Origin of the sequence: Candidatus Palauibacter sp., assembly GCF_965216145.1 — a bacterium.
Taxonomy (GTDB): domain Bacteria; phylum Gemmatimonadota; class Gemmatimonadetes; order Palauibacterales; family Palauibacteraceae; genus Palauibacter.
In genome coordinates, this window is record NZ_OZ244149.1 from 30,363 (window position 1) to 55,984 (window position 25,622).

General features: G+C 65.2%; 20 protein-coding genes. 2 read left to right on the forward strand and 18 right to left on the reverse strand.

Annotated features, from left to right (window positions below; all coding sequences use genetic code 11):
• Window positions 1-73 precede the first annotated feature (73 nt).
• The 15 genes from ACOOHF_RS00165 to ACOOHF_RS00235 form a co-directional block, all read right to left on the reverse strand.
• The gene (locus tag ACOOHF_RS00165; RefSeq protein WP_420462899.1) at window positions 74-1,081 is read right to left on the reverse strand and encodes a carboxypeptidase regulatory-like domain-containing protein; all 1,008 of its coding nucleotides are present in this window, start codon (window positions 1,079-1,081) and stop codon (window positions 74-76) included.
• A 42-nt stretch (window positions 1,082-1,123) separates the two neighbouring features.
• On the reverse strand, window positions 1,124-1,459 hold the full coding sequence (locus tag ACOOHF_RS00170; protein ID WP_420462900.1) for an anti-sigma factor family protein: 336 nt from the start codon (window positions 1,457-1,459) through the stop codon (window positions 1,124-1,126).
• Between the two features lie 10 nt (window positions 1,460-1,469).
• Window positions 1,470-1,910 (reverse strand): RNA polymerase sigma factor, encoded by a 441-nt coding sequence (locus ACOOHF_RS00175; protein WP_420462901.1) that lies wholly within the window; start codon window positions 1,908-1,910, stop codon window positions 1,470-1,472.
• 18 nt (window positions 1,911-1,928) lie between these two features.
• Window positions 1,929-2,984: an IS110 family transposase gene (locus ACOOHF_RS00180; protein WP_420462902.1), complete on the reverse strand. Its 1,056-nt coding sequence runs from the start codon at window positions 2,982-2,984 to the stop codon at window positions 1,929-1,931.
• 234 nt (window positions 2,985-3,218) lie between these two features.
• Window positions 3,219-3,803, reverse strand: coding sequence for a DDE-type integrase/transposase/recombinase (locus tag ACOOHF_RS00185; RefSeq protein ID WP_420462903.1), 585 nt, complete (start codon window positions 3,801-3,803; stop codon window positions 3,219-3,221).
• Window positions 3,804-3,823: 20 nt separating this feature from the next.
• Complete coding sequence (locus tag ACOOHF_RS00190; RefSeq protein WP_420462904.1) at window positions 3,824-4,111, reverse strand: transposase; 288 nt, start codon at window positions 4,109-4,111, stop codon at window positions 3,824-3,826.
• A 189-nt stretch (window positions 4,112-4,300) separates the two neighbouring features.
• Window positions 4,301-5,566: a carboxypeptidase regulatory-like domain-containing protein gene (locus ACOOHF_RS00195; protein ID WP_420464401.1), complete on the reverse strand. Its 1,266-nt coding sequence runs from the start codon at window positions 5,564-5,566 to the stop codon at window positions 4,301-4,303.
• A 71-nt stretch (window positions 5,567-5,637) separates the two neighbouring features.
• Window positions 5,638-6,666, reverse strand: a complete 1,029-nt coding sequence (locus tag ACOOHF_RS00200; RefSeq protein ID WP_420462905.1) for a hypothetical protein — start codon at window positions 6,664-6,666, stop codon at window positions 5,638-5,640.
• A gap of 449 nt (window positions 6,667-7,115) precedes the next feature.
• Window positions 7,116-7,706: a hypothetical protein gene (locus ACOOHF_RS00205; protein WP_420462906.1), complete on the reverse strand. Its 591-nt coding sequence runs from the start codon at window positions 7,704-7,706 to the stop codon at window positions 7,116-7,118.
• A gap of 1,181 nt (window positions 7,707-8,887) precedes the next feature.
• Complete coding sequence (locus tag ACOOHF_RS00210; RefSeq protein ID WP_420462907.1) at window positions 8,888-10,558, reverse strand: DUF6850 family outer membrane beta-barrel protein; 1,671 nt, start codon at window positions 10,556-10,558, stop codon at window positions 8,888-8,890.
• A 3-nt stretch (window positions 10,559-10,561) separates the two neighbouring features.
• Window positions 10,562-13,366, reverse strand: a complete 2,805-nt coding sequence (locus ACOOHF_RS00215) for a TonB-dependent receptor (protein WP_420462908.1) — start codon at window positions 13,364-13,366, stop codon at window positions 10,562-10,564.
• 38 nt (window positions 13,367-13,404) lie between these two features.
• On the reverse strand, window positions 13,405-14,721 hold the full coding sequence (locus ACOOHF_RS00220) for a hypothetical protein (protein ID WP_420462909.1): 1,317 nt from the start codon (window positions 14,719-14,721) through the stop codon (window positions 13,405-13,407).
• A gap of 113 nt (window positions 14,722-14,834) precedes the next feature.
• A complete protein-coding gene (locus tag ACOOHF_RS00225) occupies window positions 14,835-16,145 on the reverse strand; it encodes a hypothetical protein (protein WP_420462910.1) in 1,311 nt (436 codons plus the stop codon).
• Between the two features lie 29 nt (window positions 16,146-16,174).
• On the reverse strand, window positions 16,175-18,532 hold the full coding sequence (locus ACOOHF_RS00230) for a zf-HC2 domain-containing protein (RefSeq protein ID WP_420462911.1): 2,358 nt from the start codon (window positions 18,530-18,532) through the stop codon (window positions 16,175-16,177).
• An 11-nt stretch (window positions 18,533-18,543) separates the two neighbouring features.
• Window positions 18,544-19,053, reverse strand: coding sequence for an RNA polymerase sigma factor (locus tag ACOOHF_RS00235; protein WP_420462912.1), 510 nt, complete (start codon window positions 19,051-19,053; stop codon window positions 18,544-18,546).
• 525 nt (window positions 19,054-19,578) lie between these two features.
• Between ACOOHF_RS00235 and ACOOHF_RS00240 the strand changes: the two genes are divergently transcribed.
• Window positions 19,579-19,896, forward strand: a complete 318-nt coding sequence (locus ACOOHF_RS00240) for a hypothetical protein (protein WP_420462913.1) — start codon at window positions 19,579-19,581, stop codon at window positions 19,894-19,896.
• A gap of 38 nt (window positions 19,897-19,934) precedes the next feature.
• Here the strand turns inward: ACOOHF_RS00240 and ACOOHF_RS00245 are convergent, their stop codons facing one another.
• From ACOOHF_RS00245 to ACOOHF_RS00255, 3 genes are all read right to left on the reverse strand, one after another.
• Window positions 19,935-21,116: a hypothetical protein gene (locus ACOOHF_RS00245; RefSeq protein WP_420462914.1), complete on the reverse strand. Its 1,182-nt coding sequence runs from the start codon at window positions 21,114-21,116 to the stop codon at window positions 19,935-19,937.
• A 494-nt stretch (window positions 21,117-21,610) separates the two neighbouring features.
• Window positions 21,611-22,063 (reverse strand): hypothetical protein, encoded by a 453-nt coding sequence (locus tag ACOOHF_RS00250; RefSeq protein ID WP_420462915.1) that lies wholly within the window; start codon window positions 22,061-22,063, stop codon window positions 21,611-21,613.
• 188 nt (window positions 22,064-22,251) lie between these two features.
• Window positions 22,252-23,778: an IS1380 family transposase gene (locus ACOOHF_RS00255; RefSeq protein WP_420462916.1), complete on the reverse strand. Its 1,527-nt coding sequence runs from the start codon at window positions 23,776-23,778 to the stop codon at window positions 22,252-22,254.
• A 276-nt stretch (window positions 23,779-24,054) separates the two neighbouring features.
• Here ACOOHF_RS00255 and ACOOHF_RS00260 point away from each other — a divergent pair, with 276 nt between their 5' ends.
• Window positions 24,055-25,581, forward strand: coding sequence for a DNA methyltransferase (locus ACOOHF_RS00260; protein WP_420462917.1), 1,527 nt, complete (start codon window positions 24,055-24,057; stop codon window positions 25,579-25,581).
• Window positions 25,582-25,622 lie beyond the last annotated feature (41 nt).

Below are 25,622 nucleotides of genomic sequence, written 5' to 3' on the forward strand. Positions count from 1 at the left end.
GGACAGCCCACAGAGGGGTGCGGGTCAGTCACGCTCGCTCAGTGTGTGAAGACCTGCGCCCCTTTGTCTGACCCTACTTGGTCCAGATGACAGCCACGCCGCATCTCGAATCGGACCCGCCGAACTCGGCCGGGAGCGACGCCGCCCCCTTGTACACCTCTACTCCGGCCACCTCGATCGGAAGCACAAGTTCGTCGACGGAGGCGTCGACGAGGATGTTGTCCAGGTAGACTCTCAAGCGGCAGCCTGTGCGGGCATTTTGGAGTCCCATCCGGATGCTGGGGACTTCTTCGATTATGTGCGAGATTCGCAGCGGGTTTCGGCGCTCGATGTACTCGGCCGTGAAGAACGTGCCGAGACCGAGCAACTCTCCCCAGTGCTTACGTTCGTAGAAGCCCTTGATCTCCAAGCGGCGCGACCGCGTTGTCGAAACCACCAGCGGCTCGAGTCCCAGCGGTTCGCGCACAAGACCGATCTCCAACTCCGTCGTAAGACCGCTGGTCACGTCGACCATGTGGCGAAGGGGCGCGTAGCCGAGCCGCCGGATCCCGAGTTCGTGCTGTCCAGCCGGCACGCCGGTCAGCCGGAACAGGCCCTGTCTGTCGCTTTCGGCCTCCGCCGGCCTGCCGAGGACGCTCACGGCCGCCGTCGCCACCGGGCGACCCGTCTCCCTGTCGACCAACCGCCCGATCAGACGTCCAGACGGTACCGAACTCAGGATCCGTAGCCGGACTTCACGCTCCTCCCCAGGTACCAGTGCCTCCGGTGCGGCCTGTCCGCTCGAATGGTCCCCGAACTCCGCCCACACCACCCCTTGACTCGCGTCGCGTGGAACGCAGACCCGAAGGCGGCCATCGGCGGCCGTCGCCTCGCGCACCGGCATGCGCTCCGCATCGATCCAGCGAAGGACCACGGTGGCCCCGGGCAACACGATGCTCCCGGACTCGTCCAGCACCGTGACGAGAAGAGAGGCCCGATCACCGCAGTTCCGCTCCTGTCCGGCCGCCGCACCGAAGCCGGCTCCAAAGAGAGTGACGAACGTAACGACCCCCGCCAGCCAGTGCCGTTGCAGGTTAGACATCTTGGCCTCCCATCTTGTCACCTCCCCACCGTTTCGCTGGACTCATGCGCCCACCCGGTAATGCTTGGAAGGTCCAACGGATCTCGGTCTACCGTCCACAACATCCCTCCCGAGGCGGCCATCAGCGAGGGGGATCACCGCCGCAGTCTTCGGCGCCTCGGGGAACAGCTCGCCGAAGAGTTCATCGGGCGGCTTCGGCGTCGGGACGGCGCGGATGGCGGCACTCAACGCGCGAATGAGTTGAACCTCCCGACGACAGGCCGCGCAGGAGCCAAGATGTAGTCGGACGGCATCGGAGGCACGCTCGGTCAGTCCGCCGTCCGCGAAGCGATTCAGGGTCCGGTCGTCGATGTGTACTTCGTGTGCGTCGGATTCCATCTACATCTCCCTACCGCTCGAATAGCTCGGCGCGAAGCAGCTTTCGCGCCTTGGACAACCGCCCCTCCGAGGTTGAGCGCGAGACCTGGAGAAGCTCGGCGATTTCCCTGTGCGAATAACCTTCCATGTCCTTGAGAATGACGACGGTCCGCAGCTCCCCCGGGAGCGAGGACAGCGCGCGTTCCACCACGATCGAATTCAGGACGGGGAACTCAGGTGACGGCTCGGCCTGGAGTTCGTGCGGGATCGAGACGCTGGAGATCTCGCGTCGCCTCCGCTCCGACCGGAGGTGCTTTAGGGCCGCGCGAGCCGTCACGGCACGAAGCCAGGGCCCGAGCGGCCGTTTGGGATCGAAACGCCGGATCGTCCCGGGGAGACCGCAAAACACATCATGCAGCACATCTCGAGCATCAGCGGACGACTCCGTCAAACGGTACGCGACGGCGAACAACTGACGCTCTCATGTTTGTCAAGCAGGTGATGGGGCGGTGAGGACGCGGTAGATCTCGCGGGCCACGTAGCGCTTCAGGCAGCGCATCACCTCGCGTTTGGACAGCCCCTCCGCGGTGCGCCGCTCGACGTAGGTTCGGGTTCGTTGGTCGGTGCGCATCCGGCACACGACGATCACGTGGAGGGCGGAGTTGGCCTGGCGGTTCCCGCCGCGATTGAGACGGTGGCGTCGCGTCTTACCGCTCGAGGCTGGCAGCGGGCAGGCGCCGCACAGCATCGCGAAGCTGGCTTCGGAGCGCAGCCGCTCGGGATTCTCGCCCGCGGCGACCAGCAGCTCGCCCGCACTGGCGGTTCCCACGCCTTCGAGCTTGAGCAGATTGGGCGCGAGTTCCTCGACGAGCGGAGCGATGAAGCGGTCGAGTTCGGCGATCTCGTCGTCGAGGTCCAGGATCCGGCGGGCGAGGGACTTCAGCGAGAGCCTGGTCGCCACCGCCGGATCCCGGTATCCCGCGGCGTCCGGCCTCCAAGCCGCGCAGATGCGCAAGCGCCGCATGCGGGTGAGGTTGCGGACCCGGTCGCGCACCTCGTCCGGCGCGGCGACGATCGTGTTGTGGAGTTGCTGAAGCGCCGCACGGCGGCACTTGACCGCGGTCTTTCGGGTCGTGCGCAGCACCCGCAGGGCCTCCACCGCGCCGCCGCGGTCCTTGGCCACTTGGACTCGACATCCCGTGCGAGCCGCCTCGGCCGCCGCGACCGCATCGAGCGCGTCGTCCTTCCCCCGGGCTCTCCGCGCGGCCGGGTCGGGACCGGTCACCTCGAGGACGGGCACTCCGGACAGCGCCAAGTGCCGGGCGATGCCGGCGCCGTAGCTGCCGGTGGATTCGACCCCCACGCGCAGCAGCTCGCCGTGAGACCGGAACCAGGCAAGCATCGCCCGGTATCCGGCTCGCGTCGTGGAGAACGATTCGGTGCCGAGCACCGTGCCTTCGAGTGTCACGATGGCGGCGGTGTGCAGGTCCTGGTGGGTATCGACGCCCCCGATGACCCCGGCCCTTTCATCTCGCATACTTGCCATGCCGGCCCCCTGTTCCATGATGGGTGAACGGGTTGGAACCGAACTCGGCCGGTGTCGGACATGACAGTGAAGGGACGCCTTGGGCCAGGCTCTCATTAGGTCACGATGCCGGTCGAGGCCGGAGCCTCAACCGGTTGCCCTCGGATGGCCGACGAGTCCAGGGAATGACAGCTTGGTCGGTCCGAGTGCGGGTCAAGCCACCCAGGGGCGACCGGAGTCTGTAAGCCTACAGCGTCAATCAGTGTTTGAGTCAAACCACCGAGGGGAACCGGCCCTTACATACTCACTGTCGGTATTCAGGATCTCCGGAGCCCTCCAGCCGAGTGCGTCGTCCAGAGCTTCGACGCAGAACGACGCGTCCATCGTGTTCGACAGCCGCCACGCGAGCACGTGCCGGCTCGCCCAGTCCATCACGGCCACGAGGTAGAAAAACCCTTGCGTCACCGGAACATAGGTGATGTCCGCGCACCACACGTGGTCCGCCCGCGAGATCGCCAAGCCCCGCAGCAGATAGGGGAAGACCCGGTGCTCCGGACTCGCCACGCTCGTGCGCGGCCGCCGGTAGGTCGCCTCCACCCCCATCAGGCGCATGAGCCGCCGGATCCGGTGCCGGCCCGCGGTCGCCCCCTCACGGCGCGGATGCCGCATCAACTGCCGGCTCCCGTAGAACGGATACGCCATGTGCAGCTCGTCCATGCGCCGCATGAGCGCCAGGTTCTCCGCGCTCTCCCCCCTCGGCCGGTAGTACCGCGACGACCGGCTCACGGCCAGCAGCGCGCACTGCCTTGAAAGACTCAGCGGTCCGTCCCGCTCGATCATCCGCCCCCGCTCCGCCCGGCTCAGCGCTTGAGCCCGCGCCGAAAAAAATCCCGCTCGACCGTGAGCTCCCCGATCTTGGCGTGCAGGTCCCGGATCCTCGCCTCGTGTTCCTTGGCGGCCTTGCGGCCCGCGCCCCCGGCAAACACCTCCGGCAGCCCTTCGAGCAGCTGCCGCTTCCATGTGGTCACCTGGTTCGGATGAAGCTCGTGCCGCCTGGCGATCGCCTGCACGCTGTCGCGTTCCCGCAGCGCCTCCAGCGCCACCCGCGCCTTGAACTCCGGCGTGAACCGCCGTCTCTTCCTGGCCATCTCGGTGCCTCCCGTTCCGTCTTGGAATCCACCTTAACGACCTGTCCAAAAAACTGGGACCACCTCACAGACCTCCTGTCCCTCGCTAGCGTGTACTTGTACGGTTGCCGAACTAAAGCCGGCTTATCAGCTCGGCTAGCACCCGGCCAGCTGCGGGGAAGCAATCGAATAACTGCAGTCACATGGACCTCAGTTGCGGCATCTATAGCGATCCCCGCCCAGAGGCTGCAGAACCAACTGCACGCGGGCCTCTTGTCCCTCTTCCACCTGCACCTGTGCCGTTGCCAAGCTGAAGCCGCCGCACAGGGTTTGGATCGTGTACGAGCCTGGTGGGAGAGGCCCGACCGAGAAGACACCGGACCTGCCCGAGGTGGCAGTGTGATCCGTGCCAGCAACCATGATGCGTACGGACCTCAACCCCTGCCCAGTGCTCGCGTGAATCACGTCGCCGACGATCATGCCCGGGGCGGTGACTTGTATCTTGAGCCCCGCATCGGCCTCGGGTCGTGCATCAACCACGGTCGGGACCCCTGTGATGCGGTTGTACGAAGCTACTAACGAGACCTCCGCCTCCCGCGGTATGTCGCAAAGCCGGTAGCGCCCCAGCGAATCTGTCCGCACGTCGATCTGTCGTTGCGCCCCTTCACCGATGGTGTACGAACCCCGCACACGCGCGGCCGGCAGCCTTACGCCCGTGACCTGATCCGCCACGATTCCGTCAAGCGTGACGTTCCCCGGACCTCCGACAGGTTCGCAGAGTTGGACGGTGATTTGCGGCATCGGGTTACCCGCTCCTACGGTGGTCACGGTTGACCAGAGCAGCGTCGCACCGCACCTAAGGGTTAACGGCGTCATGGCGAAGACGGGTAACCCCGCCCCATCCGCGTACACCTCCGCCGCCCCAAGCTCCCAAGCGGACATCTCGCGTGCAAATTCAGGATCCAGGGGACGGCCATCGAGGAACACCGTGTTTCTCCGGCCGCAGATAGCAGCCTTGATGGGGGCACGGTCCTGAAGGATCTGGACAAGCTGAGGCAACCTGATAGACCCCTTCCTTAGCACAGTCATGGAAGCCGGGTCGGTAAACGTCCCCCAACCCCGCGCTATCCGATCGTAGAACCCCGCTTCCGCCAACCGGGCGGGACGGCCCCGGATGCCAACTTCCAGGGGCGCCACACGGATTGCGGCTGGCGTCAGCCGCACCGACAACTCTACTGCCTGCTCCTCCTCTACGGTCAGCGGAATGCTCAGTTCCGCATACCCCAAACGACGAACGAGAAGCACATACTCCCCGGGAACGATCGCCTCAAAGGAGAACACCCCGTCGGCATCCGTGAGAGCCTCGGCGGTCAACCCGGAAGAGCTCGTTAGCCGAACCGTTGCCGCCTCGACCGGACGGCCTCCGCCCACCTCCTGAACTGTGCCCGTCAGCCGGGTCGGTTGCTGTGCGTGCATTGCCGGCGGGGACAGCGCCGGTGTGATCGTGCCGGCCCACAGCAGCAGCGGGACGAGAGGCCGTCCTGACCTCAACGCTGGCTCACGTCCGAAGGCCAAGGGATCACACGCAGGGTGGGGAACGGAAGGCCACTTGAAAGCACGGCACCCGCTGCGTCGATATCGCGAATTCGGCGGATGTCGCGGCCAAGCAGCGCACCCTCACCCGTACCTAGAGCGAGCACATACGTGGAGATCTCCTGATCGCTACCCCTTTCGCGGCGCTCGCGGGTGACAAGACCGACCTGAAGAATCGCTACTCCTCCGCCTACATCTCCCGTGACACCAATCGTTCCATGGTACCCGTCTTCGGGGGTCCCGACCCCCACCATGCCATCGACGGTCTCCGCCAAGTATACTGGCCGCAACCCGTCGAACTCCGTCCACCACAGGAGATTGCCGAGCGCGTCGTATTTTCTCGCCTCTGGAAGAAACAATGGCGCAACCAGAATCTCGTTCGAGCCTTCCAGGCATGTGACCAGGGACCGGTGAATCGTCTCGGAGACCCAAGGGTTGTCGGTGTCGTAGAACCTCCCGAATGACCGAACCCACTCACCCGACGTGGAGAACAGATGGACCGCGCCGGAGTGTTCCGAGTGCAGTCCGGTGGTTACCAGGTGGTCTCCGAGGACGCACCCGTCCTCGACATCCATTCTGAGCTGGAAGGTCGTCCGATGCTCTAGCGCCCCTTCCTCGTTCCACCCGAAAAGATGCACCCGGCCCGTCGACTCGAACACTCCCAAGAGCCCCGCGCGACCAACCGAAAGCGCCGTCGGCCGCTGGAATTCTCCGGGCCCGGTCCCAGCGCCACCAACGATCTGAACACCGGCGGCGATCACTTCCGGGGGACCCGCCCCCAATGAAAACACCCGCAAGTCGGACGCCTGCCCGTCAAGCACCAAGAGAGTTCCGCCGGGACCGAACTCAGCACCTGCGACGGAACCAAATTGCAACGGAGACGGCTCGTCCAACACCCCAATGGATATAGTGTTGTCTCCTTCCCGCAGTTCAACGACGAAAGCTGCCGCTGGGGGCACGGCCCCGGCCGACGATTCGATCACGGCCGCCGGTGCACCTGGTCGGATCAACAGTTCGGGCAACGGATGGACCGTAAGCCGCTCACCGTCGCAACCAGCCAGACCGAACAGATACAGTGATAACACCGCTCCAAACCGCCGATCCGGGCCAGCCCTCCTGCTCCGAGGCATCGCTGCTTCGAGCTTCGCGCAGATTCTAGTAGACAACCTCACACCCCGCCCAGCAGATCTCGATACCCATCCGGCAGGTTCTCCCCGATTGCCATGTCGGCTCGCAAGTGTCGGCTGTGTCCTCCCCGCCGGCATGAACAACGCACTTGTGCTTTGCCAAGCAGTCCCCGGCCGACGCGGCCTTCGGCTGCCATAGTACGGCCACGGCGCCACCCAATAGCAAGCCACACAACAGCGTTACGAAACGTCTGCCCTGCTTTCGCATTCCTCTTCCTCCTGTGTTGGAGTTGCCTACTTGTACTTCAGAACGAAGATGGGTTCACGACGGTGCTTGATGGGGGTAGTATCCTGCTCGAAGAGGCCCATTCCATCAGCGCCGAGGCACCGCTCGCGCGCCCGAGGCGACGCACGACCGAACCCGCGAACTCGCCCGGTAAGGCACCCCGGTCAGCCCAAGTGATCTCTCGCTGCAAGACAAGAATCTGCGGGGTTGATGGTGCCAAGCCCTCGTTCCAAAAATAGTCTAGCGTGATCGCGTTGGCTGTGTGCTCGCCGATGCTTACCACGTCGAACTGAGTCAGAGCATTCAAATGCCGAAGCCCTGCGCGGGAATTGGCGGTAGTGGCGACGCCGAGAGCAGCAAATCCCATGTCGTTCTCAAGTGCGTAATTCCGAAGACGCTGCTTGATGATATTCACCGCGTCCATCACATCGGGTCGAGTGGACCACGAACAATCCGGGCTGCCGACATATATCAGCGATAGGCGCGTCTCGCTCTTCGGGGGCGTCACTTCGTTGTTAACGCGGCTCGCATCCGACTGGTCCCCATGAAACACTTGGATCAGCGACACCAGCGCGAGGCCGACCACAACCCCTATGAAACCCGTGCTCACACTTCTACGCGTCAACAGCATCGCCAGTCCTTGACCACAACTCGTACCTCCAGTTCGGGACCGTTCATGAAAACGCCCTAGTTTTCAGCCCACCTGGCACACCCTGCAGCATCCGCCGGTCACGCCTCCGAGCGACGCGCACCCGGACGAACTGCCGCCCAGACCGAGCGCACAGGTGCACGCGATCAGGACGGCGAGGCGTACTCTCGTGATTCTCTGCACGGGGAGAATCGCTTTCTTGTTGTCGGTCTCTCGCTCCGGAGCTCGGGCACGGCCTCGCGGCCCGAAACGGCCACCCCCCCGCAACCCGTCGTCCCGGATTGGATCTTCGTCTCTACATCCTATATCCCGCCCGTGGGCAAAACTTGCTTCGGGTCCGTCGGGCCTTCATGGAAGGGGGCAGCTCTCGGCGAGGGTGCCCTACTCGGTAAGTGTAGTTTTGACAATCCAGTAGGGGCGCGGGCGCTCCGGAGAATCCCATCCGTGAGACCACGGCACCCGCCGCCGACGGCTGGTTTGACCACCCTGGTTCCCACCGACGCAGAGGGGCTGGACGATCGACCTCCGGGTCGACCGGACGCTACTCCGCTCGGGTCACGAACTCGAGTGAGTCACGGCGGAAAGGCTCAGGGCAGCAGCCCTCAACGAGATCCTGGCACGAGGCTATGTCCGGATGCGATGGGCGGCTCTCCGTTGCGACGCGCGGGGCCGACGCGGGGGCGTGAGGGCGTGGTCATCGGGCGACGGAAAGGTCTCGCCCGACCTTCCGCCGGAGTGGTCGGCCGCGAGGCAGCCAAAGGGGAAGTTGATGAATTCCCTGGCCGCCCCCGTCACGACGTGGCCATCATCACCATCAAGAACCTGATGGTGATCGCCCCCCCCCAACCGCGCCGCCGTGATCACGGGCCTGGAGCTATCCCGCTTTCGCGGACGATTGATGGCTATGTCGATCATTGTTCAAGGAATGGAGCGCACTGTGGGGTTCTGAGCTAGACGCAATACCGATGAATCTTGTTACGACATCGATTAGTCGAACCAAGTGTCGGGCAGCGGCTTAACCGGGGACACTCGTCGCCTTGCGGCGTTCGGTTTAGGCTGTCGGGCGAATCGATGCGAGAAACCAAGGCACGCTCCGCCGACGCATCGCGCGCCACCACTCTCGAGACCCCGTCTTGCGGTAGTTACGGGTGCCGCGGGAGTACCACACCGATTGTAAGCTCGAACCGGTCTCTCGATCCCATGGGCGTGTCCGACTGCAGCACTGCGGATGTGGCGGGTTGGCCACGCCCGTACTGCGCGCGGAGCCAGACCGTCCTGCTGTCGTTCGACCCGATGAGGAGCGTGGCCTGCGCCGCCCAGCCGGTGGCTCCCGTGGCCATGAGCCCGAGTTCCGGGGCGATCCACTTCTCCCACGCGGAACCGAATTGGCCGGGCGGGGGCGTAGTTGAGGATACGCCGTACGTCGACACCACACTCCCCAGCGACACCGCCACATGCCCGGACAGGCGCCGCGCAAGTTCGATCCCGAGCGCGGGGGACCATGACGAGAACTCCGAGCCCGTCCGGCTGAGCCGGTCCCAGCGGTCGCTCGTGTTCCTCGTCAGGATGAGACGGGCGCCCGCCTCCCATCCGCCCAGGGGCTTCCACCTTCCATCGGCCTCGATCCGGAGCCTCCGATCCGTGGACTCGAAGTGTTCGAGATCGAGATCGCCCCGAAAGCCCCTGCCGACCAGCGTCGTGAACCGGGCATCGAGCGCAAGGTCGAGGGAGCCGGAGGAGAGCGAGCCCGCTCCACCGAGCGTCCAGCCGCGCGTATCCCAGTCGTCGGCGAGCTCCCGAAAAATAAACGTCGTGAAGCGGCTTTCGGTAAGCGCTTCGCGTCGGCCGTAGACGACCCACTTCACCGCTCCCGCGCGCCCCGCCGCCGAGACCGTGAGTCCCTTCGCGCCGCGCTCGAACCGGCGTCCAAGACCACCGGCGTCCCCAAGGTCGAACGCTACAAGCGGACCAAACCCCTCGGGCGTGTAGGCACGGGATGCAGCAGCCCTCGTATACATGGTTGATTTTTGAGCGGTCTCCTGCAGACTGCCGAGAACGCCGATGGCGAAACCGCTGGAGGGCGATGCCCACACGAGGCCCACGGTCGCGCCCGGAGTCGCGGTCTGGTTGGTGCGTGGCACTTTGGCCTGGTCGGTGAACGTTCGCTGGGATTCGTATCCGAGCGCGAGCCCCAACGCGAGATTGCCCAACCGCCACCCACTCGCGCCTTCGAGGCGAACCAGCGTGCGGATCTGGGCCTCCCCCGTGGTGTCGAACACGGCGAAGGGGCTCGTTCCATAGGGCATGAGCTGGTCGGAGAAGGAGCCGTCGCCGAGGCCGGTCCGCTGAACGACCAGACGCCCAATGACCGCCGCACGCTCGGACAGCGGCCGCCACCCCGAACCGATGAGGGTGCCGTTCGTGACCTCCGTGGGGTCGAGGGGACGCCGATAGCCCCCGGACCGGTTCTCGCGCGAGATCGAGAAATCGGTGCGCCGGTCCGCCAGTTCGAACGGCAGGGCGGCCGGATTGCCGACCGTCCACAGTGTGCCGACCCGGGGAGCCGGAAGCGCCAACAGGGCCGGGAACGGGCTCTCGGAGCCGGGCAACGCCCGAGGCAGGTCTCCGAGGACCTCCAGCGGCCGCCACCGCGCCAGCCAGGGCTGTTCCGCGCGTGGGGCCGCGGCCGCTGCTTCGGCAGCCTGGCCCGCCGCCGGCGCGGGCCCCGTGGCGCCCATGCCGAGCGCACCGAGGACGCTCGCGACGGCGATGTCGCCCCAACCGGCCCGCGTGACGCCTCTGAACCGTGTCACCGCCTAACCGCCCCCGCCCAAAGCCGGGAAGACGCCACGCAGCGGGAGCAGCACCTCGAGTCCGAACCGCACGTCCGGATACAGCCGGGGGCGTACGCCCGGGCCGCCCACCCCCCTGCGATCGAAAGCGTTGAAGAACCAGAGGTTGATCTGTCCGTTGAGCGGCAGGGTCTTTGAGACCTGGAAGCTCAGCATCCAATCGGCCGGACTCGCCCGTCTCGCCCGAACCGTCCCCGCCCTCGGGACCCGCAGATCCTGATACTCCGGCAGGCCGCGGTCCGCCTCCGGGACCCGCACCAGTGCGCCTTGCCGAGTGATGTAGCCGGCGAAGGCCAGCGAGTCGTATGCGGCCTCGTCAACGAACTCATCCGTGATGTTGTGCTGAATCGTGGTCGTGAGGACGAGACCCAGCTCCGGCTGATGGTGGATCACCCGGTACGTGACCATCGCCGTCTTCCCGAACTCGAGCGCGGGATCCCAGAACGGATGGCGTTCGTCGCGTTCATGGATCTGAAACGCCCCGAACCCCCGTCCGAAATCGAGGCCGCCCCCGATCTGCTCGGTCTCCACCAGCGCGCCCGTGACCAGAGCCCGGGTGCGAATCGCCCGAAGTTCGGGGAGCGCCGCGATCAGTTCGATCCCGCGGTTCGTCTGCTCGACGATGTTCCGGGGATGATGGATGAGGATCGGTATCGTGTCCGCGTGCGTGGCGGGTTCGATGATCCCCGGCTTGATCCCGTTGCCGATGATCGAGTCGGTCAGCGCAAAGGACTCGCGGAGCAGGATGCCGGTCTCCGGGACGCTCCCGACCCCGCCCCGGATACGGTCGCGGAAGGCCACCAGGGAGATCTCGGCTCCGCCGACGCTCAGTTCGAAACCGGCCTCGGCCTTCGTGGCCCGGACCCAGCCCAGATCGGAGCCGGTCGGGTCGCGGATGAACGTCGTGAGCACGGCCAGACGCTCGGCGGGGTCGTTCGTGAACTGGTTAACATTGATGAGATCGTAGTAGTCCGGTCCGGGGAAGAGACGGTTGAGCGTGGGAGCCTTGGCCACGCGACCCCAGTTGCCCTTCAGCCGCAACCACGGAACGGGAGCGACCTCGACCGTCATCCGGGGCTGGAGGAACGCGTCGCGAACGCCGTCGAACCACGTCGCGCCCTCGTGAAGGAGGTCCAGCCTGAGCCCGCCCTGAAGCTGGACCGTGCTCTGGCCACCGAGCCCCACGGTGACGCGGTCGTCCACGTACCAGCCGCTCATGACCAGGTCGCCTATATCCTCGTAACTGCGGGGCCGGGCCCAGCCGCGGACGCCGGTGAAGGTCATGTACGGCGGGCGGGCGACATCGAACAAAACGCCTCGCCCCGAGTTCCATTCCCGGCGGGGTTCGACGCCCACGCGGAACCGGTGGTCCGTCGAGAACAGATCGCTCCGGGTCTCCAGTTCGAGCCGTCCGAAGACGAGACGAGGTCCACCGTCGACCTCCACATCCGCGACGTAGGGACCCAGAACGAAGGCCCCTTCCTGCCGGCCCTCGGTGAGCCGAGTCGTAACCGGCAGCGCCCCGCGCACCAACTCGTTGTGGGCTTCGGAATCCTGCTCGAATACCGTGATGGACCCGGTGAACGAGAGGCGCGTATCCTCTCCGAGCCAGAGCCTCGCCCGCTCGGATGCCCGGATCCCCCGATCCCGGACTTTCGAGCTGGCGTCGTTGCGGATATTCGGGTCCTCGGGCCGGTCGTCAAAGAGCTGAAAGACATCCAGTCGCGTGTCGAACGTCAGTTTCTGCTGCCCGAGTCCCGTCGCGTCCGGCGATCTCGGGCCTCCGAAGGCGAGCCTGTGGGAGAGTTGGCCCGCCACCCGGACCGCTTCGTCATCGGCGACCCCGGGCCGGCTTCTCGTGCGCGCCACGTCGAGCGCGAGCGTAAAGTTCTGTCGTTCACTACCGAACCCCGCTCCCCACAGGAACGTCCCCTCGAGCGTCTCGGCATCGAACTGTCCGGCGATCTCCGGCGGCACCTCGCCCGCACGCGTGTCGACCACGACGGCACCCTGCGTCAGGTCTCCGTAGCGGACCGAGGGGAGTCCGCGGATGACCTCGACGCGCTCGAGCGTGTTCGCCGGAATCTTGCGCAGATCGATCCCGCCCCCTGCGGATGTCGTGAAACCGACTCCGGCTCCGGACCCCAGCGATTGCAGGTTCGCGTTGTTGGAGACGGGGATGCCGTCCAGGATGATCACCGTGCCGAAACTCGCGAGATCGTTGGAGCCAATGCCCCCGGAGCCCGATGTCGCCGCCGAGCGCAGGGCGAATTGCTGAACGCCCCCGAGCCCCGGCGGTTCGAGCGGCACGCCCGGGAGGAGTTCGAGGATCCCGGCCAGCGAAGTGGCGGTCTGATTCTGGATCGCCTCCAGATCGATGACGCTGGCCGTGGCCAGCTCTCCGCGAGCCCGGCTTACGGGATCCACGGTCACCGAGAGGCCCTCCAGTTCGATGGCCCGCGTCGCCATCTCCAGGTCCCGGTAGAAAACCGCGTCCGGCGCGAAGGTAAGTGGGACGCGCAGGTCCGCGAATCCGATCCTGCGGACGCGTACGACCTGCGGGCCCGGCGGGATGTCGACGAGCCGATAGGCGCCGGTGGAATCGCTGAGAGTGGCGAGATCGGACCCCTCGATACTCACAATGGCGCCGTCGACCGGCCGCCCTGTCGAGGACTCCAGCACGCGGCCCGAAATGGTCCCGTTCTGTGCGTGCAGCGCGGTCGAGAAGGGCAGAAGACCAAGCAGAATCGCGAGCGACCCCGCTGCCATGATCGACCAGCCTCCGTCGAAGTGCCTCCTGGCCGGAGTCACCTCTCAGGCCAGAGTGGGACCCCCGGAGTCAGATCGGCCAGCACGAAGTCCACGGCGCTCGTGTTCGAGTTGCTCAGGATGTCCCGCCCTCCTTCGCTGCGCAGCACGCGCCGCTGAAAGGACAAGCGTGATAACTCCGCTCCCAGGGCAACGGTGAGGAATCCGCCCGGGTAGCGATCGAAATCCGGATGTAGTAGCGGCACGCAGGGCGGAGTTTCGCGCTCGAGCGTTGCGAATATTTCGGCCCGACCCACCACGTCCAGCAGCAGGTCGCTGGGGATCCGATGGTAACCTCGGCTCGCAAAATCCCGGTACATGATGGGAAGCTCGCCAGGATCGAAGGGCCGGGCGACGAAAAAGCCGACGTTCCCCGCAGTCAGGTCGCTGAGCGCAGCGCCCCCGAGGGATGTTACGAACGGCTGCCACCCCACGTCGACCATGTTGGGGATCGCGGGATTGTCCGCGCCCCGCACCCCTCGGATCTCGAAATCCGCATGGGACAGGTCGGGGAGATCGGGGTGGACCGGCGTATGATCGATCGCCGACATGGCGACCAGCCTGCTCTCCCCGGGTCCGATCGGGTGCTCGCCTCCCGCTCCCGGCCACTGGAGTAGCGCTAGAGAGTATACCCCCAGCGAATCAGAGCGCACTGCTTGGCTGTGCACACAGTGCCCATGGACGTTGTCATCGCCTCTCACCGTCGCGCCGAAGACCATTCCGTCCAGAAACAGCGTGCGGGCGGAGTTGTTGTACACCTCGAAGTAGTGGTGGTCGGTGTAGGCCCCCCCCGTTTCCCAGGGAGGCGGGGTCCAGCCGTTTAGCTCGCTGATCACCAGCGACCCGGGCACATCCGACGACAGTTCGAACTCCAGCAACTGCTCGCCGATTCCGGAAATCTCGGTGGTGATCCCGTCGCCGAAGCTTCGAACCGGAAGCTCCGCCGCCGAGGCCTCCCCCGGGGTCAGGAACCGGCCCGCGTACACCCGATACCGTGCCGGGAGTATGTTGGCCAATCGAGCCTTGCCGGTCGCGTCCGTTCTCAGGCGGAGCCAGTCCTCGGTCCCGTTCCTGAGGAGGTTCACTTCGACGCCCGGCACGCCGCTCTCCCAACCGAGGGTTGAGGCCAGCGCCGCGTCGGACGGCTGAAGACGTACATGCACGATCAGCGATGTCCGGGGGATCTCTGGGCCTCTTGGCTGTCCTCCCGTGATGTCACGATCGGTGCCGCAGGCCGCGAGCGCGATCGTGACGAGTACAAGCCCCACCGCCAGGCTTGGTGGGATTCTGCGCGCGATTCTCTTGTCAGCTGACATCGGAGACTCCGACCCCCGGCATGGAACCATCACTCCACGACATTTAAACGATTGTACGGCAAGGATGTGGACAGCACGCAGGACTCCTTGCACCACCGTGAGGGCGCGAGCGACTACGGCCATAGTGGAACCCCCGGCGTCAGATCGGCCAGTACGAAGTCCACGGCGCTCGTGTTCGAGTTGCTCAGGATGTCCCGCCCCCCTTCGCTTCGGAGTACCCGCCGCTGAAAGGACAGGCGCCGGTCCTCCGCTCCCAGGGCAATCGTGTAGAATCCGCCCGGGTAGCGATCGAAATCCGGATGTAGCAGCGGCACGCAGGGCGGGCTCTTGCGTTGGAGGTCTGCTAGTACCTGGGCTCGACCGACCACATCCAGCAGCAGGTCGCGGGGGATCCGCTGGTAACTTTGGCCCGCGAAGTCCCGGTACATGATGGGAAGCTCGCCAGGATCCAGGGGCCGGGCAACGAAAAAGCCGACATTCCCCGCAAGCAGATCGCTGAGCGCAGCGCCCCCTAGCCGCGTTACGAAGGGTCGCAGCCCCACATCGATCATGTCCGGCACCGCGGGATTGTCCGCAGCCCGCGCCCCGCGGATCTCGAAATCCGCGTGGGAAAGATCGGGGAGGTCGGGGTGGACCGCCGTATGATCGATCGCCGACATGGCGACCAGTCTGCTCTCCCCGGGTCCGATCGGGTACTCGCCGCCCGCTCCCGGCCACTGGAGCAGCGCTAGCGAGTATACCCCCAGCGAATCGGAGCGCACGGCCTGACTGTGTGCACAGTGTCCGAAGATGTTGTCATCGCCTCTTACCGTCGCGCCGAAGACCATTCCGTCCACGAACAGCGTTCGCACGGAGTTGTTATATACCTCGAAGTAGCTGGCATCCATGTAGGTACCCCCCACTTCCCAAGACGGCGGGCCCCAGCCGCTTATCTCGCTGATGACCAGCGAGCCGGGCACATCCGACGACAACTCGAACTCCAGCGATTGTTCGCCTCTGCCCGCGAGCTCGGTGGTGATCCCGTCGCCGAAGCTCCGGATCGGAAGCTCGGCGGCCGATGCCTCCACCTGCGTCAGGATCCGGCCCGCGTACACCAGATACAGCCCGGACAGCAGATCGACCGCTCGCGCTCGACCGGTCCGGTCCGTCCTCAGGCGAATCCAGTCTTCGGTCCCATTCCTGAGAAGATTCACCTCCGCGCCGGGCACGCCGCTCTCCCAGCCGAGTGCCGACGCGAGCGACGCGTCGGACGGCTGTAGGCGTACTTGGATGGTGAGCGACGCCAGAGGGATCCCCGGCTCTCCCGGCTCTCGCCCGGTGACGTCCCGCTCGGTGCCGCAGGCCGCGAGCGCGATCGTGACGAGTACAAGCCCCACCGTCAGGCTTGGTGGGATTCTGCGCGCGATTCTCTTGTCAGCTGACATCGGAGACTCCGACCCCCGGCATGGAACCATCACTCCACCACTATTAAACGATTGTAGGGCACGGAGGGGGACAGCACGCAGGACTCCTTGCACCACCTGAGCGCCCGAGCGACTACGGCCGGAGCACCACTCCCGGAGTCAGATCGGCCAGCACGAGTCCACGGCGCTCGTGTTCGAGTTGCTGAAGATCGACCTCCGCGCCGGGGACGCCGTCCTCCCGTTCTCAATTCCCTCGACAACACGGGAGAATCATGTCCCAGCATGAGCGCGATGCGGATTGCGGTCGTGAGATCCTCTCCGCGATACCGCAGAAAGCCGCCGCGGCCCACGACGAAGTACTGCACGTCCCGCCAGGCACCGAGGGCTTCCCAGACCTCGAATCGCCTGTCGTAATAGAATGGGGACATCGAATCAGTACGGTCTACGGAGGCGATGTGAACCTCGCTCGGGAGACCAGGTTCGACGGTGACCAACAGCGTCCGCGCGCCCGCCGCTTCCAGGTTTCCGGCATTAGCCCTTAGCAGATCCAGACTCGCCGAAGGGATGCTGCTCGACCGAATGCTCTGAACGATGAGGTTCACGCCGCTCCCGGTCACTTCTCTCAGCGTCTTCTCTTCTCCCGGCGCAACCTCAAGCCTGACGCCCCGGTTGACCGGTTCATTGAGCAGCGACGACGCAACCCGCTCTCGCCATGCGGAGCGGGCTGCGGCCAGGCGGGCTTCCGTCGGTGCGGTCACCCAGTCTTCACCCTCCGGCACGTAGCGTTCGAGCGGGATGACCGGATCCGCCTGCACGAGCGCCAGCAACTGAGCGGCGCGAGTCGGCGACCCGGCCTCCGCGTGGAACCTGGCCAGCTCCACGAACACCCGGGGGTTCCAGCCAAGTTCGGCAGCCCGCTCGAAGGCCTCGAGCGCCGCCACCCGGTCTCCCTCGGCCTCCCGCAGCCGGCCGAGGAGCACATGCAAGCGGGCCAGACTCTCGGCAGCCTCGGCTTCGAAGTTGGCTCGCGTGCCAGTGAGCGGCCGATCCGTGCCGAGCCAGTCCGGCCGCTCACTCAACTGTGTCAGGATCCACTCCTCGGCGATCGTCCCGAGTGCCGGCTCTTCTGCCATGCGTTCCGTCACTTCGACATCGAGCCGGGAATCTCGTAACACGGGGCTGGATGCGTACCTCTCGAGCCAGACTCCGGTAAGGGCCGGATCGGCGACTGCAGAGGAGAGATGCAGTCCGACCTGGGCTACAGAGGGCGTGGGTGCAAGCCTCCAACTCCGCTCCAGCGCGTCCAGCTTTTCTGCATGCGACATCGACGACAGCACGATCGTCTCCAACCGGGCCTGCGACGCGTATTCGTGCCGGGGATGGCGGGCGGTCAATTCTCTCTGCCAGTAGGCCTCCAGGTCTTCCCGGCCGAGGAACCGGGCGTAGAGGCTCAGTGTGTACATTTCGCCCGCTTCGGGGTCTCTCTGCCGCGCGGCCGCGTCCATTCGCTCAAGGCGCTTTCGATGCGCCCGCAGCGGGATCTCTCCCGAGCTCTCGGACATGGCCCCTTCCCCATACAGAAGGAGCGCTGCCCATAGCTCGGGCCGCTCGGGGTACTCCGACAGCGCTTGCTCGATCACCTCGACAGCCCTCCCGGGGTGCAGGTCCGCGGTGGCCCGTACCTGGTACAGGCGGGCGTCCAGCGTCGCTCGGCCCTGCGCGTCCGTCTCGATGTACTCCCAGGATCGGCCGAAGTCGCTGTCGATGTAGTTTCCGTCGAGGTTCTCGACGGCGGCGGTGGCGTACACGGTGCCGGGAGGCAGGGCGACGGCTCCGGAGAAAACGCCGGGTTCCTCCCGGGAGAGTTCGATCACCCTGTACCCGGGTTCGGTCTGCGTGTAGCGGAGCGAATCCGGGACCCAGTATCGCAACCGCGCCCGGAGGCCGGGTGCCGCCGCGAGCGGTGAGATCGTCTCGTACCGGAGCGTGAGCGCGCCCGGCTCCTCCCGGTTGAACCTCAGAGTGCTGAAGCCGGCCACGGCCCGCTCGGGCCCGAGCGTCAATGCGAGCACTGTCGCGCTCAGCGCCAGCAGACCGGCCCCCACCGAGAGCACCAGCCCTCGGGAGAACGCGGGCTGCTTGCCCTGCGGAACGGCGAGGGGGATGACCGCCGCGTTACCCGGTTCCTCGGGGAACAGTTCGTGGAAGAGTTCATCGGGCGGGTTCGGCGTCGGGACGGCACGGATGGCGTCACTCAACGCGCGAATGATTCGGACCTCCCGCCTGCAGGCCGAGCACGAGCGAAGGTGTAGCCGGACGGCAGCAGCGGACCGTTGGCGGAGGACGCCGTCCGCGAAGCGATTCAGCGTCCGGTCGTCGATGTGCAGGCCGTTTGTGTCGGATTCCATTCTATACCTCCCTACCGCTCGAACAGCTCGGCTCTAAGCAGTTTCCGCGCCTTGCACAGCCGCCCCTCCGAGGTCGAGCGCGCGATCTGGAGAAGCTCGGCGATCTCCCGGTGCGAATAACCTTCCATCTCCTTGAGAACGACGACCGTCCGGAGCTCCTCCGTGAGCGACGAGAGCGCGCGCTCCACCGCGATCGAATCCAGGACGGGGAGTTCCGGCGACGCGGTGGCCTCGAGTTCATGCGGCGTCGAAGCGATCGAGATCTCCCGTCGTCTCCGCCGCGACCGGACGTGCTTGAGGGCGGCACGAGCCGTCACGGAACGTAGCCAGGGGCCGAGCGGCCGCTCAGGATCGAAGCGCCGAATCGCCTCCGGGAGCGCGCAGAAGACATCATGCAGCACATCTCGAGCATCGGCGGACGACTCCGTCAAACGGTACGCGACGGCGAACAGCTGCCTCGAGTACTCCTCGTACAGAGCCCTCAGCGCCCGGCGATCACCGCGCGCCGCTCTGCTCGCCAATCGCCGCTCCCGATCCGAGGAAATCAAACCATGTCACCCGGTACGGCGAGGCGTATTCTCGGGACTCTCTCCACGGAGAATCTCTTTCTCGTTGTCGGTCTCCCGCGCCGGAGCCTCTTCCGGCGAGGATCTTCGTCCCTACATCCTATATCCCGCCCGAGGGCAAAGCTTCGTTCAGGTCCATCGGCCATTCGTGGAGGGGGTTGGCTTCGGGCGGAGATCGCTTGCTCGCTAAGTGGCGCCATGGCAATCAAGTAGGGGCGCGGACACTCCGTACTGACCCATCGGTGACGACAAGGGGCCCTCCGCCGTTGACTGGGCCCGGCACGCGCGACCGCGCGCGGAGGTCCGCGAGGCCGCGGCCTCGATCAAGGTGGCCGAGGCCCAGAACGAACTCCGCGTGCGCAAGGCCGAACTGGACCGCGAGGGAGACACGGCCGAGATGATCGCGCGCGTGAAGGCGCAGGGGCCGAGGTCGAGGCCGAGGCGGCCCCGATCCTGGAGCGCGGAAAGGCCCAGGTCGAGGTGCTGAGGCGGCTCTACGCGGAGGTCCGGACGGGCGGAGACGCGGCGTTCGCCGTGTTCATGGCCGAGAAGCTCCCCGAACTGCTCGAGATCGCCGTCGGCGCGGTGGAGGGCGTGGACATCGACCGCTTGGTCGTGATGGACGGGGGCCGGGGCGAGGGCGTGTCCCATGCCCTGAACCAGCGCGTGCGCGGGGCCTACGGGACGATGGAGGGGCTCGCGTCGGTGCTGGGCCTCGACATCCAGGAGGTCCTTCAGCGAGCCGTGGGGTCGGGGGACGGCACGGAGGGCTCAAGTCCGGAGCTTCCGCCGGCATAGCGGGGGCAGCCGCCGATGGAGCCCTGGCCAGCGGTCGTCTACCGTACGATCTCGTAGTGCACCACGTACGGGATGTCGAGCGCATCCCTCTCCACGACCCAGGCCTCGTTCCCGTTCGCGTACGAGACGCGCGAGGTGGTGGGAAGCCGAAAGCGGCCGATGGACGATCCCGACGGACCCAGGACCAGCCACTCGCGCTCGCCACCCTCGTCCACGCCGGCCAGCCAAGTGGTCCCGTCATTGCCCACCGTGACGTGTGTCACTGGAGGAAGATACCGTATTGTCTCCAGGAACTCACGAACGGCGGCCGCAAAAGCTCCTCGATCCGCGACGACCGGAAAATCCAGTAACTGCTCGACTTCGCGAGCGTAGTAGCCGTCCGGCACTGGGCGCGGTCCGTACGCAATGCGACGATGAAAAAGGGTATCGCCCTCCAAACCCACCGCCATCACTCCGAACTCTGCGGAACCTGTCCCTGTCCAGCTCCTACGGTCGACGATCGCCACGCGTGATCCATCGGGCGCGAACTGCCAGGTATCGTATTGTTCCAGGGGATGCAGCATGTCGAACCTCCCGCCCTCTACGACACCAGCCACAATGTCGACCGCAACCGGCACCGAGAGCAGCGCCAGCGTATCGCGCACCATGCCCGCCGTGTCCAACACCATCATCGGCGATGTCATGAGGGGCCCCCGCCCCCGGTACGCGTCCGAGGGTAGAGGAAAGTTGGCCGCGCGGAAGTCGGGCAGCGCCACTGCCGGCTGCAACGCCCCCGTTCCGCGGGCGTCCGACAGGTAGGCGTGGTGAGGAATCGTGAGCGCCTCCCCGGTCGTGACCTCGTAGAACGTGAACCGCCGCGACTCCATGTCGCTGACCGAAATCGTCATCGACCCGCCCCACGCCATAAGGCCCGGGCTCATCATCTCGCCCGGACCAGCCCCGCGGCCCCCACCCAGGTCGCGGACGAACTCGCCGTCGCGCGTGAAGACGCGGATCGCGCCCTCGCCGGGCATAAGGACGTATACAAGGGCGTCGTCGGCCAGCACCCCGCCCACACGCCAAAGCCCGTACACCGGATCGTCCGGGCTTCCGATCACGAGGCCCCTCCGTAGCGTCCACTCCGGCACCTCCCCGGGCGGCGGGCCGGACGCGGGGGCGGCGCATGCGAGCGCCAGCGGGATCGAGAGGATGATCCCCCCGACCCGCCTAACCGCCCGCATGCCCATATCTGGTTCCATAGCTCTCAAAAGCTAAAGCCGCAGGTGCGCCGTCGTTTGCCGCGCCGCAAGGATGTCGCCAGCAGAATACCACTTCGAGACGATGCCGCCGTCGCACGATCGCCGAGTCTTTGGAGCGTTGCTGGGCGTAACCAAGGCATGTGCCGCAGACGCAAAGATCGCCACAAACGCACCCACGTCACCGGGTTCTCCAAGCACGGGAGCTTCGGGCAATTCAGGTCCAGCCGAACGTCCGTCGAGCGATAGTTGGATGGAGCAAGCACCGAGGTTCCAGCAAGTACTACACTTGGGCGTACCGCAGCCTATGTGCCCTTCATCGCCGCCGGTACAGATCCTGCAGATTTTCCATTTCCCCTCATCCTCCACCCACATGCCCCCGTAACCGCAGCTCCAGCACTGAGCTGCTGCGGGCTCGGACGCGAGCGCCAGTCCGGAGATCGCCGCCGCGAAGCCCAGCAGTAAGATCCCTTTGGCCTTCATGGTCGTACCTCCTGTTGCTGCACGGTTGCTCCCGGGACCTGTTCCCAAGAGTACTTCACGAGTTCACTATTGTTGAGGGTCCGCACCGCAAGCAGCACCTGCGCTTTCGCGGCTGCCGCAACGAACCCGAATGGGACCTTGACGCGGACGTACCGCACGAATCGACCTCGCTCGTCGAACCAGATAAGGATTCGATCATCGGTTCCACGATTCGCCAACGTCTGCACATGGCCCGACCCGAGCGCAACGACGGAAGTCACGCTCCAGATGGCCGGACTCTGGCGCAGCGCACGCGCAACATCTTCGTCTTCATTGAACCAGTCGGCCGACACCCGTTCGAACTCTACGGGCTCCCACTCGGGGCCGAGGTCGATTCGCCAGACGCGAAAGGGATTGAGGGTCTGCCAGGCTAGACCTAAAACAAGCGAGTAGCGCTGGCGAGGCGTCATTATGACGTTGGGCTGCGGATTATGGGCCGAAGAGTGTGCCGGGAAGCCGTTTTTGGGTGGCGCCGGGGCGGGGATGCGGGGTTTTTCGCTCGTCGGCCGGGGCTTTGGGGGGCGTGATTTGGCGCCGGGAGACACCGGTCCCGGCGGCGGAGTCGGCGTCGGTAGGAGCGGGAGGGCCGGAGGCGGCATCAGCCGAACGCGGTCCTCTCGATGGTGCGCCAAGCGCTGAACAGGCGGTCGGTGGTGGGTTGCCAGCCGATGATCCTGAGCGTGGTCCGCCGGGCCCGGCGGATGACCTGGCAGGGCACGAGGATCATCTCGCGGACGAAGCGCCTGAACTCCATGGCGACGTACTTCCGGCGGTCGGCCTTGAGGTGCATCATCATGGCGAAGAAGCTCTTCAGGTTCCACGCCAGCGCCGCCATCACCATGTAGGCCCAGTTGCTCACCAGGTCATGGACTGGCACCCGCAGCGCGTTCACCCCGTTCTTGAGCTGCTCGATCACGTTCTCCTGGTCGCAGCGGGCGTTGGCCAGCCGGACGACCTCGGCCGCGCTCAGGTCCCTCCGGGTGGTGATATAAAAGAAGTGGCGGATCTCGTCGACCAGGGTGAGTTCGCCCCTCATCTTGCTGATGTTCTTGCGCACGACCACCATCCGGTACGTCCCGCGGCACTTGGCCGGCCGGTAGTCGTACTCGGCCACGTCCTCGTGGTTGAGCCGCTTGTTCACGTAGCCGCGCTCGCGCACGATCCGCCCCTTCACATCCTCCCGCTTGCTCCGCGTCGCCCCCGTCCGGGACGTGTGGCGCGGCTTGCGCTTCAGAGGCTTCCAGTCCTCCTCTTCCAGCGCCTCGGCCCGCTCGATGATCGCCGGCTGGGCGTCGTAGCCGAAGATGAAGTCCGCCCGCTCGCTCCAGCGGTCGAAGTTGACGGTCAGCGAGAAGTCCGTGTCCCCCCGCACGCACACCCCGGGAACATGCGGCGAGACAAGGTCGATCGCCTTGTCGATCCACGCCGCCGCGCCCCGGTGGCTCACCGCGTTGCCCGGCCGGTTCACCACGTAGAGCACCTCGTCCGTGTTGGCCAGCGACACGACCAGCGGGTGGTAGCCCCACACCTTCTTGTAGGACATGTCCATGCCCGCCTTCTTCCGGCCCAGCGTGGGCGCCAGCGTCCCGTCCACGTCCACGTAGGCCACCGGCCCCAGCAGATCCCGGCCCCGGCTCCGCCACAGCTTGGGCCTGACCGCGTTGATGCACTCCATCAGCTCGATCACGTCGGACTCGGAGAAGCGCCGCGTGAAGTCGCCCGCCGCCGTCGGACTCGGGATCAGTTCCGCGCCCAGCGCATCCATGTACGCCGCGTCGTGGCGCAGGCCGTCCAGATCCTCCAGCCGCGCGCCCCCGCACAGCAGGTTGTACGCGATGTTAAGCACGTGGTCCGACTCGTGGTACGGCAGGCGTCTCTTCAAGAGGTTCAGCCGGGCGTCGATCTCCCGCGCCAGCTCCAGCTTCGACACCAGCCGCCGCACCGCGCCGATGCCGCCGTAGCTCATCGCGCTCGTCCGCGCCCCGATCTCGTAGTGGAGCCCGCCCGCCCCGAACACCGGCTTGGGCCGACAGCCCCGCCGCCTCGCCCGCGCGTGCCGCGCCCGAACCTTCCGCTTCCGCCGGGCACTGTTCCTCCTGCTCTTGTGATGCGATATTCTCTTCACCGGAAAGGCCTCCTGGTTGGGACCGGGCGTCCACTGCCCGAATCCGCTATCTACAATCAGGATAGGTCTTTCCGGTACTTTTTAACAGGAGTCCGAGACGAATCACGCTTGTCTTGGGCCTAGGTGAAGGGTGATAAGACCGACACCCACGGGATCGAGGTTATCAAGCTTTCACCCGTGTTTTGGACTCTTCCCCTCTGACGGGGATGACGATCATGGTGGGACGGTGAGGTTTCGTCAAGACATGTTTAAATCATGTGGATGGAAGGTTGACGGATGGGAACACAACACAATACCGTAGTCTCGGTGCTTCGAGAAACCGCAATCATCGAGGACTACGACATGCTAGGCGAGCCGAACTGGGAGAACCGAACGCTGTTCCACGGGGACAACTTGGGGTTCTTGCGAGCCATGAACAGCAATACGGTACATCTCATCGCTACCGACCCCCCATTCAATAAGAGCAGGGACTTTCATGCTACCCCGGATAGTCTAGCACGAGGGGCGAAGTTTCAGGACAGGTGGAGCTGGGAACGTGATGTTCATCAGGAGTGGGTGGACCAAATCAAGGACGACAACCCACCGTTGATGGAAGCCATTGAATCAGCACGAGAGGCGCACAGCGAAGGCATGGGCGCATTCATGTGCTTCATGTCGGTCCGTTTGATGGAGATGCACCGCGTCCTTCGCCCGGACGGCAGCATCTATTTGCACTGCGATCCTACTGCGAGCCATTATCTCAAGGCTTGTATGGATGCGGTTTTCGGGGGGAAGCATTTCCTCAATGAGATTATTTGGCATTATGATGGGCCGCAACGACCGAGCAGGAAGAACTTTGGCCGCAAACATGATACGATTCTACGTTACTCGAAGACAGATCGGTACTTTACGGTTGACTTAGGGATCAGGCCGAAGCGGGTTGTGACAGACGATGAGCTAAGCAGCTACAAGCAAACCGACGATGGCCGATACTATTATGATCTTCCCAGAGGCGATTATACGGATGCTAGTATCGAGCGATTAGGTCGGGAAGGCAGGATCAGGTGGACGCGAAACGGCAACCCGAGGGTGATGTATTTTCTAGAGATGACACCTAACGGCGAAGTCCTACGTCAGAAGCAGTTGCATGACGTATGGAGCGATATTGTGTCGTTGGGACAGGCTGGTGGGAGAGAGAAGACTGGATATCCCACACAAAAACCATTGAAGTTATACGACCGGATCATAAGGGCCAGCAGTGACGAGGGCCATATCGTGCTTGATCCGTTTGCGGGTTGTGCCACTACGCCTGTAGCGGCGGAATTGTTGGGACGGCAGTGGGTGGGCATGGACATATGGGATCGGGCGCACGAGGTGGTTATCGACCGTCTCCGCAAGGAAGGATTCTTGGCAGGCCCAGATGGCGTGTCTGAAGACCTGTTCCCTGCGGGTGAGATAACGTATACGAAGGAAGCGCCGTATCGAACGGACGAAGGTGAGGTTGCTGCTCCGAAGCTACGGGTACGTGTGAAGGTGAAGGAACCGGGACCGTACATGAGCCGTGCGGAGATGTACGAGGTGCTGCTGTCGAAGCGTGGAATGGCCTGCGAAGGATGCGACCGAACGTTTGACAACCGGCGCTATCTCCAGCTTGACCACAACACTCCGCGAGCGGATGGCGGCATCAACCATGTGAGCAACCGCATTTTGCTGTGCGGGCCGTGCAACAATCTCAAGAGCAACATTCTCACGCTGTCGGGGTTACGACGCGAGAACGCCAAGTGCGGTTACATGGCCGAGGGAGGGGGAGCGTTTGTTGATTGAAACCATTGCACCTGTTGTGGGAGCTATAGCTGCTTCGGTTG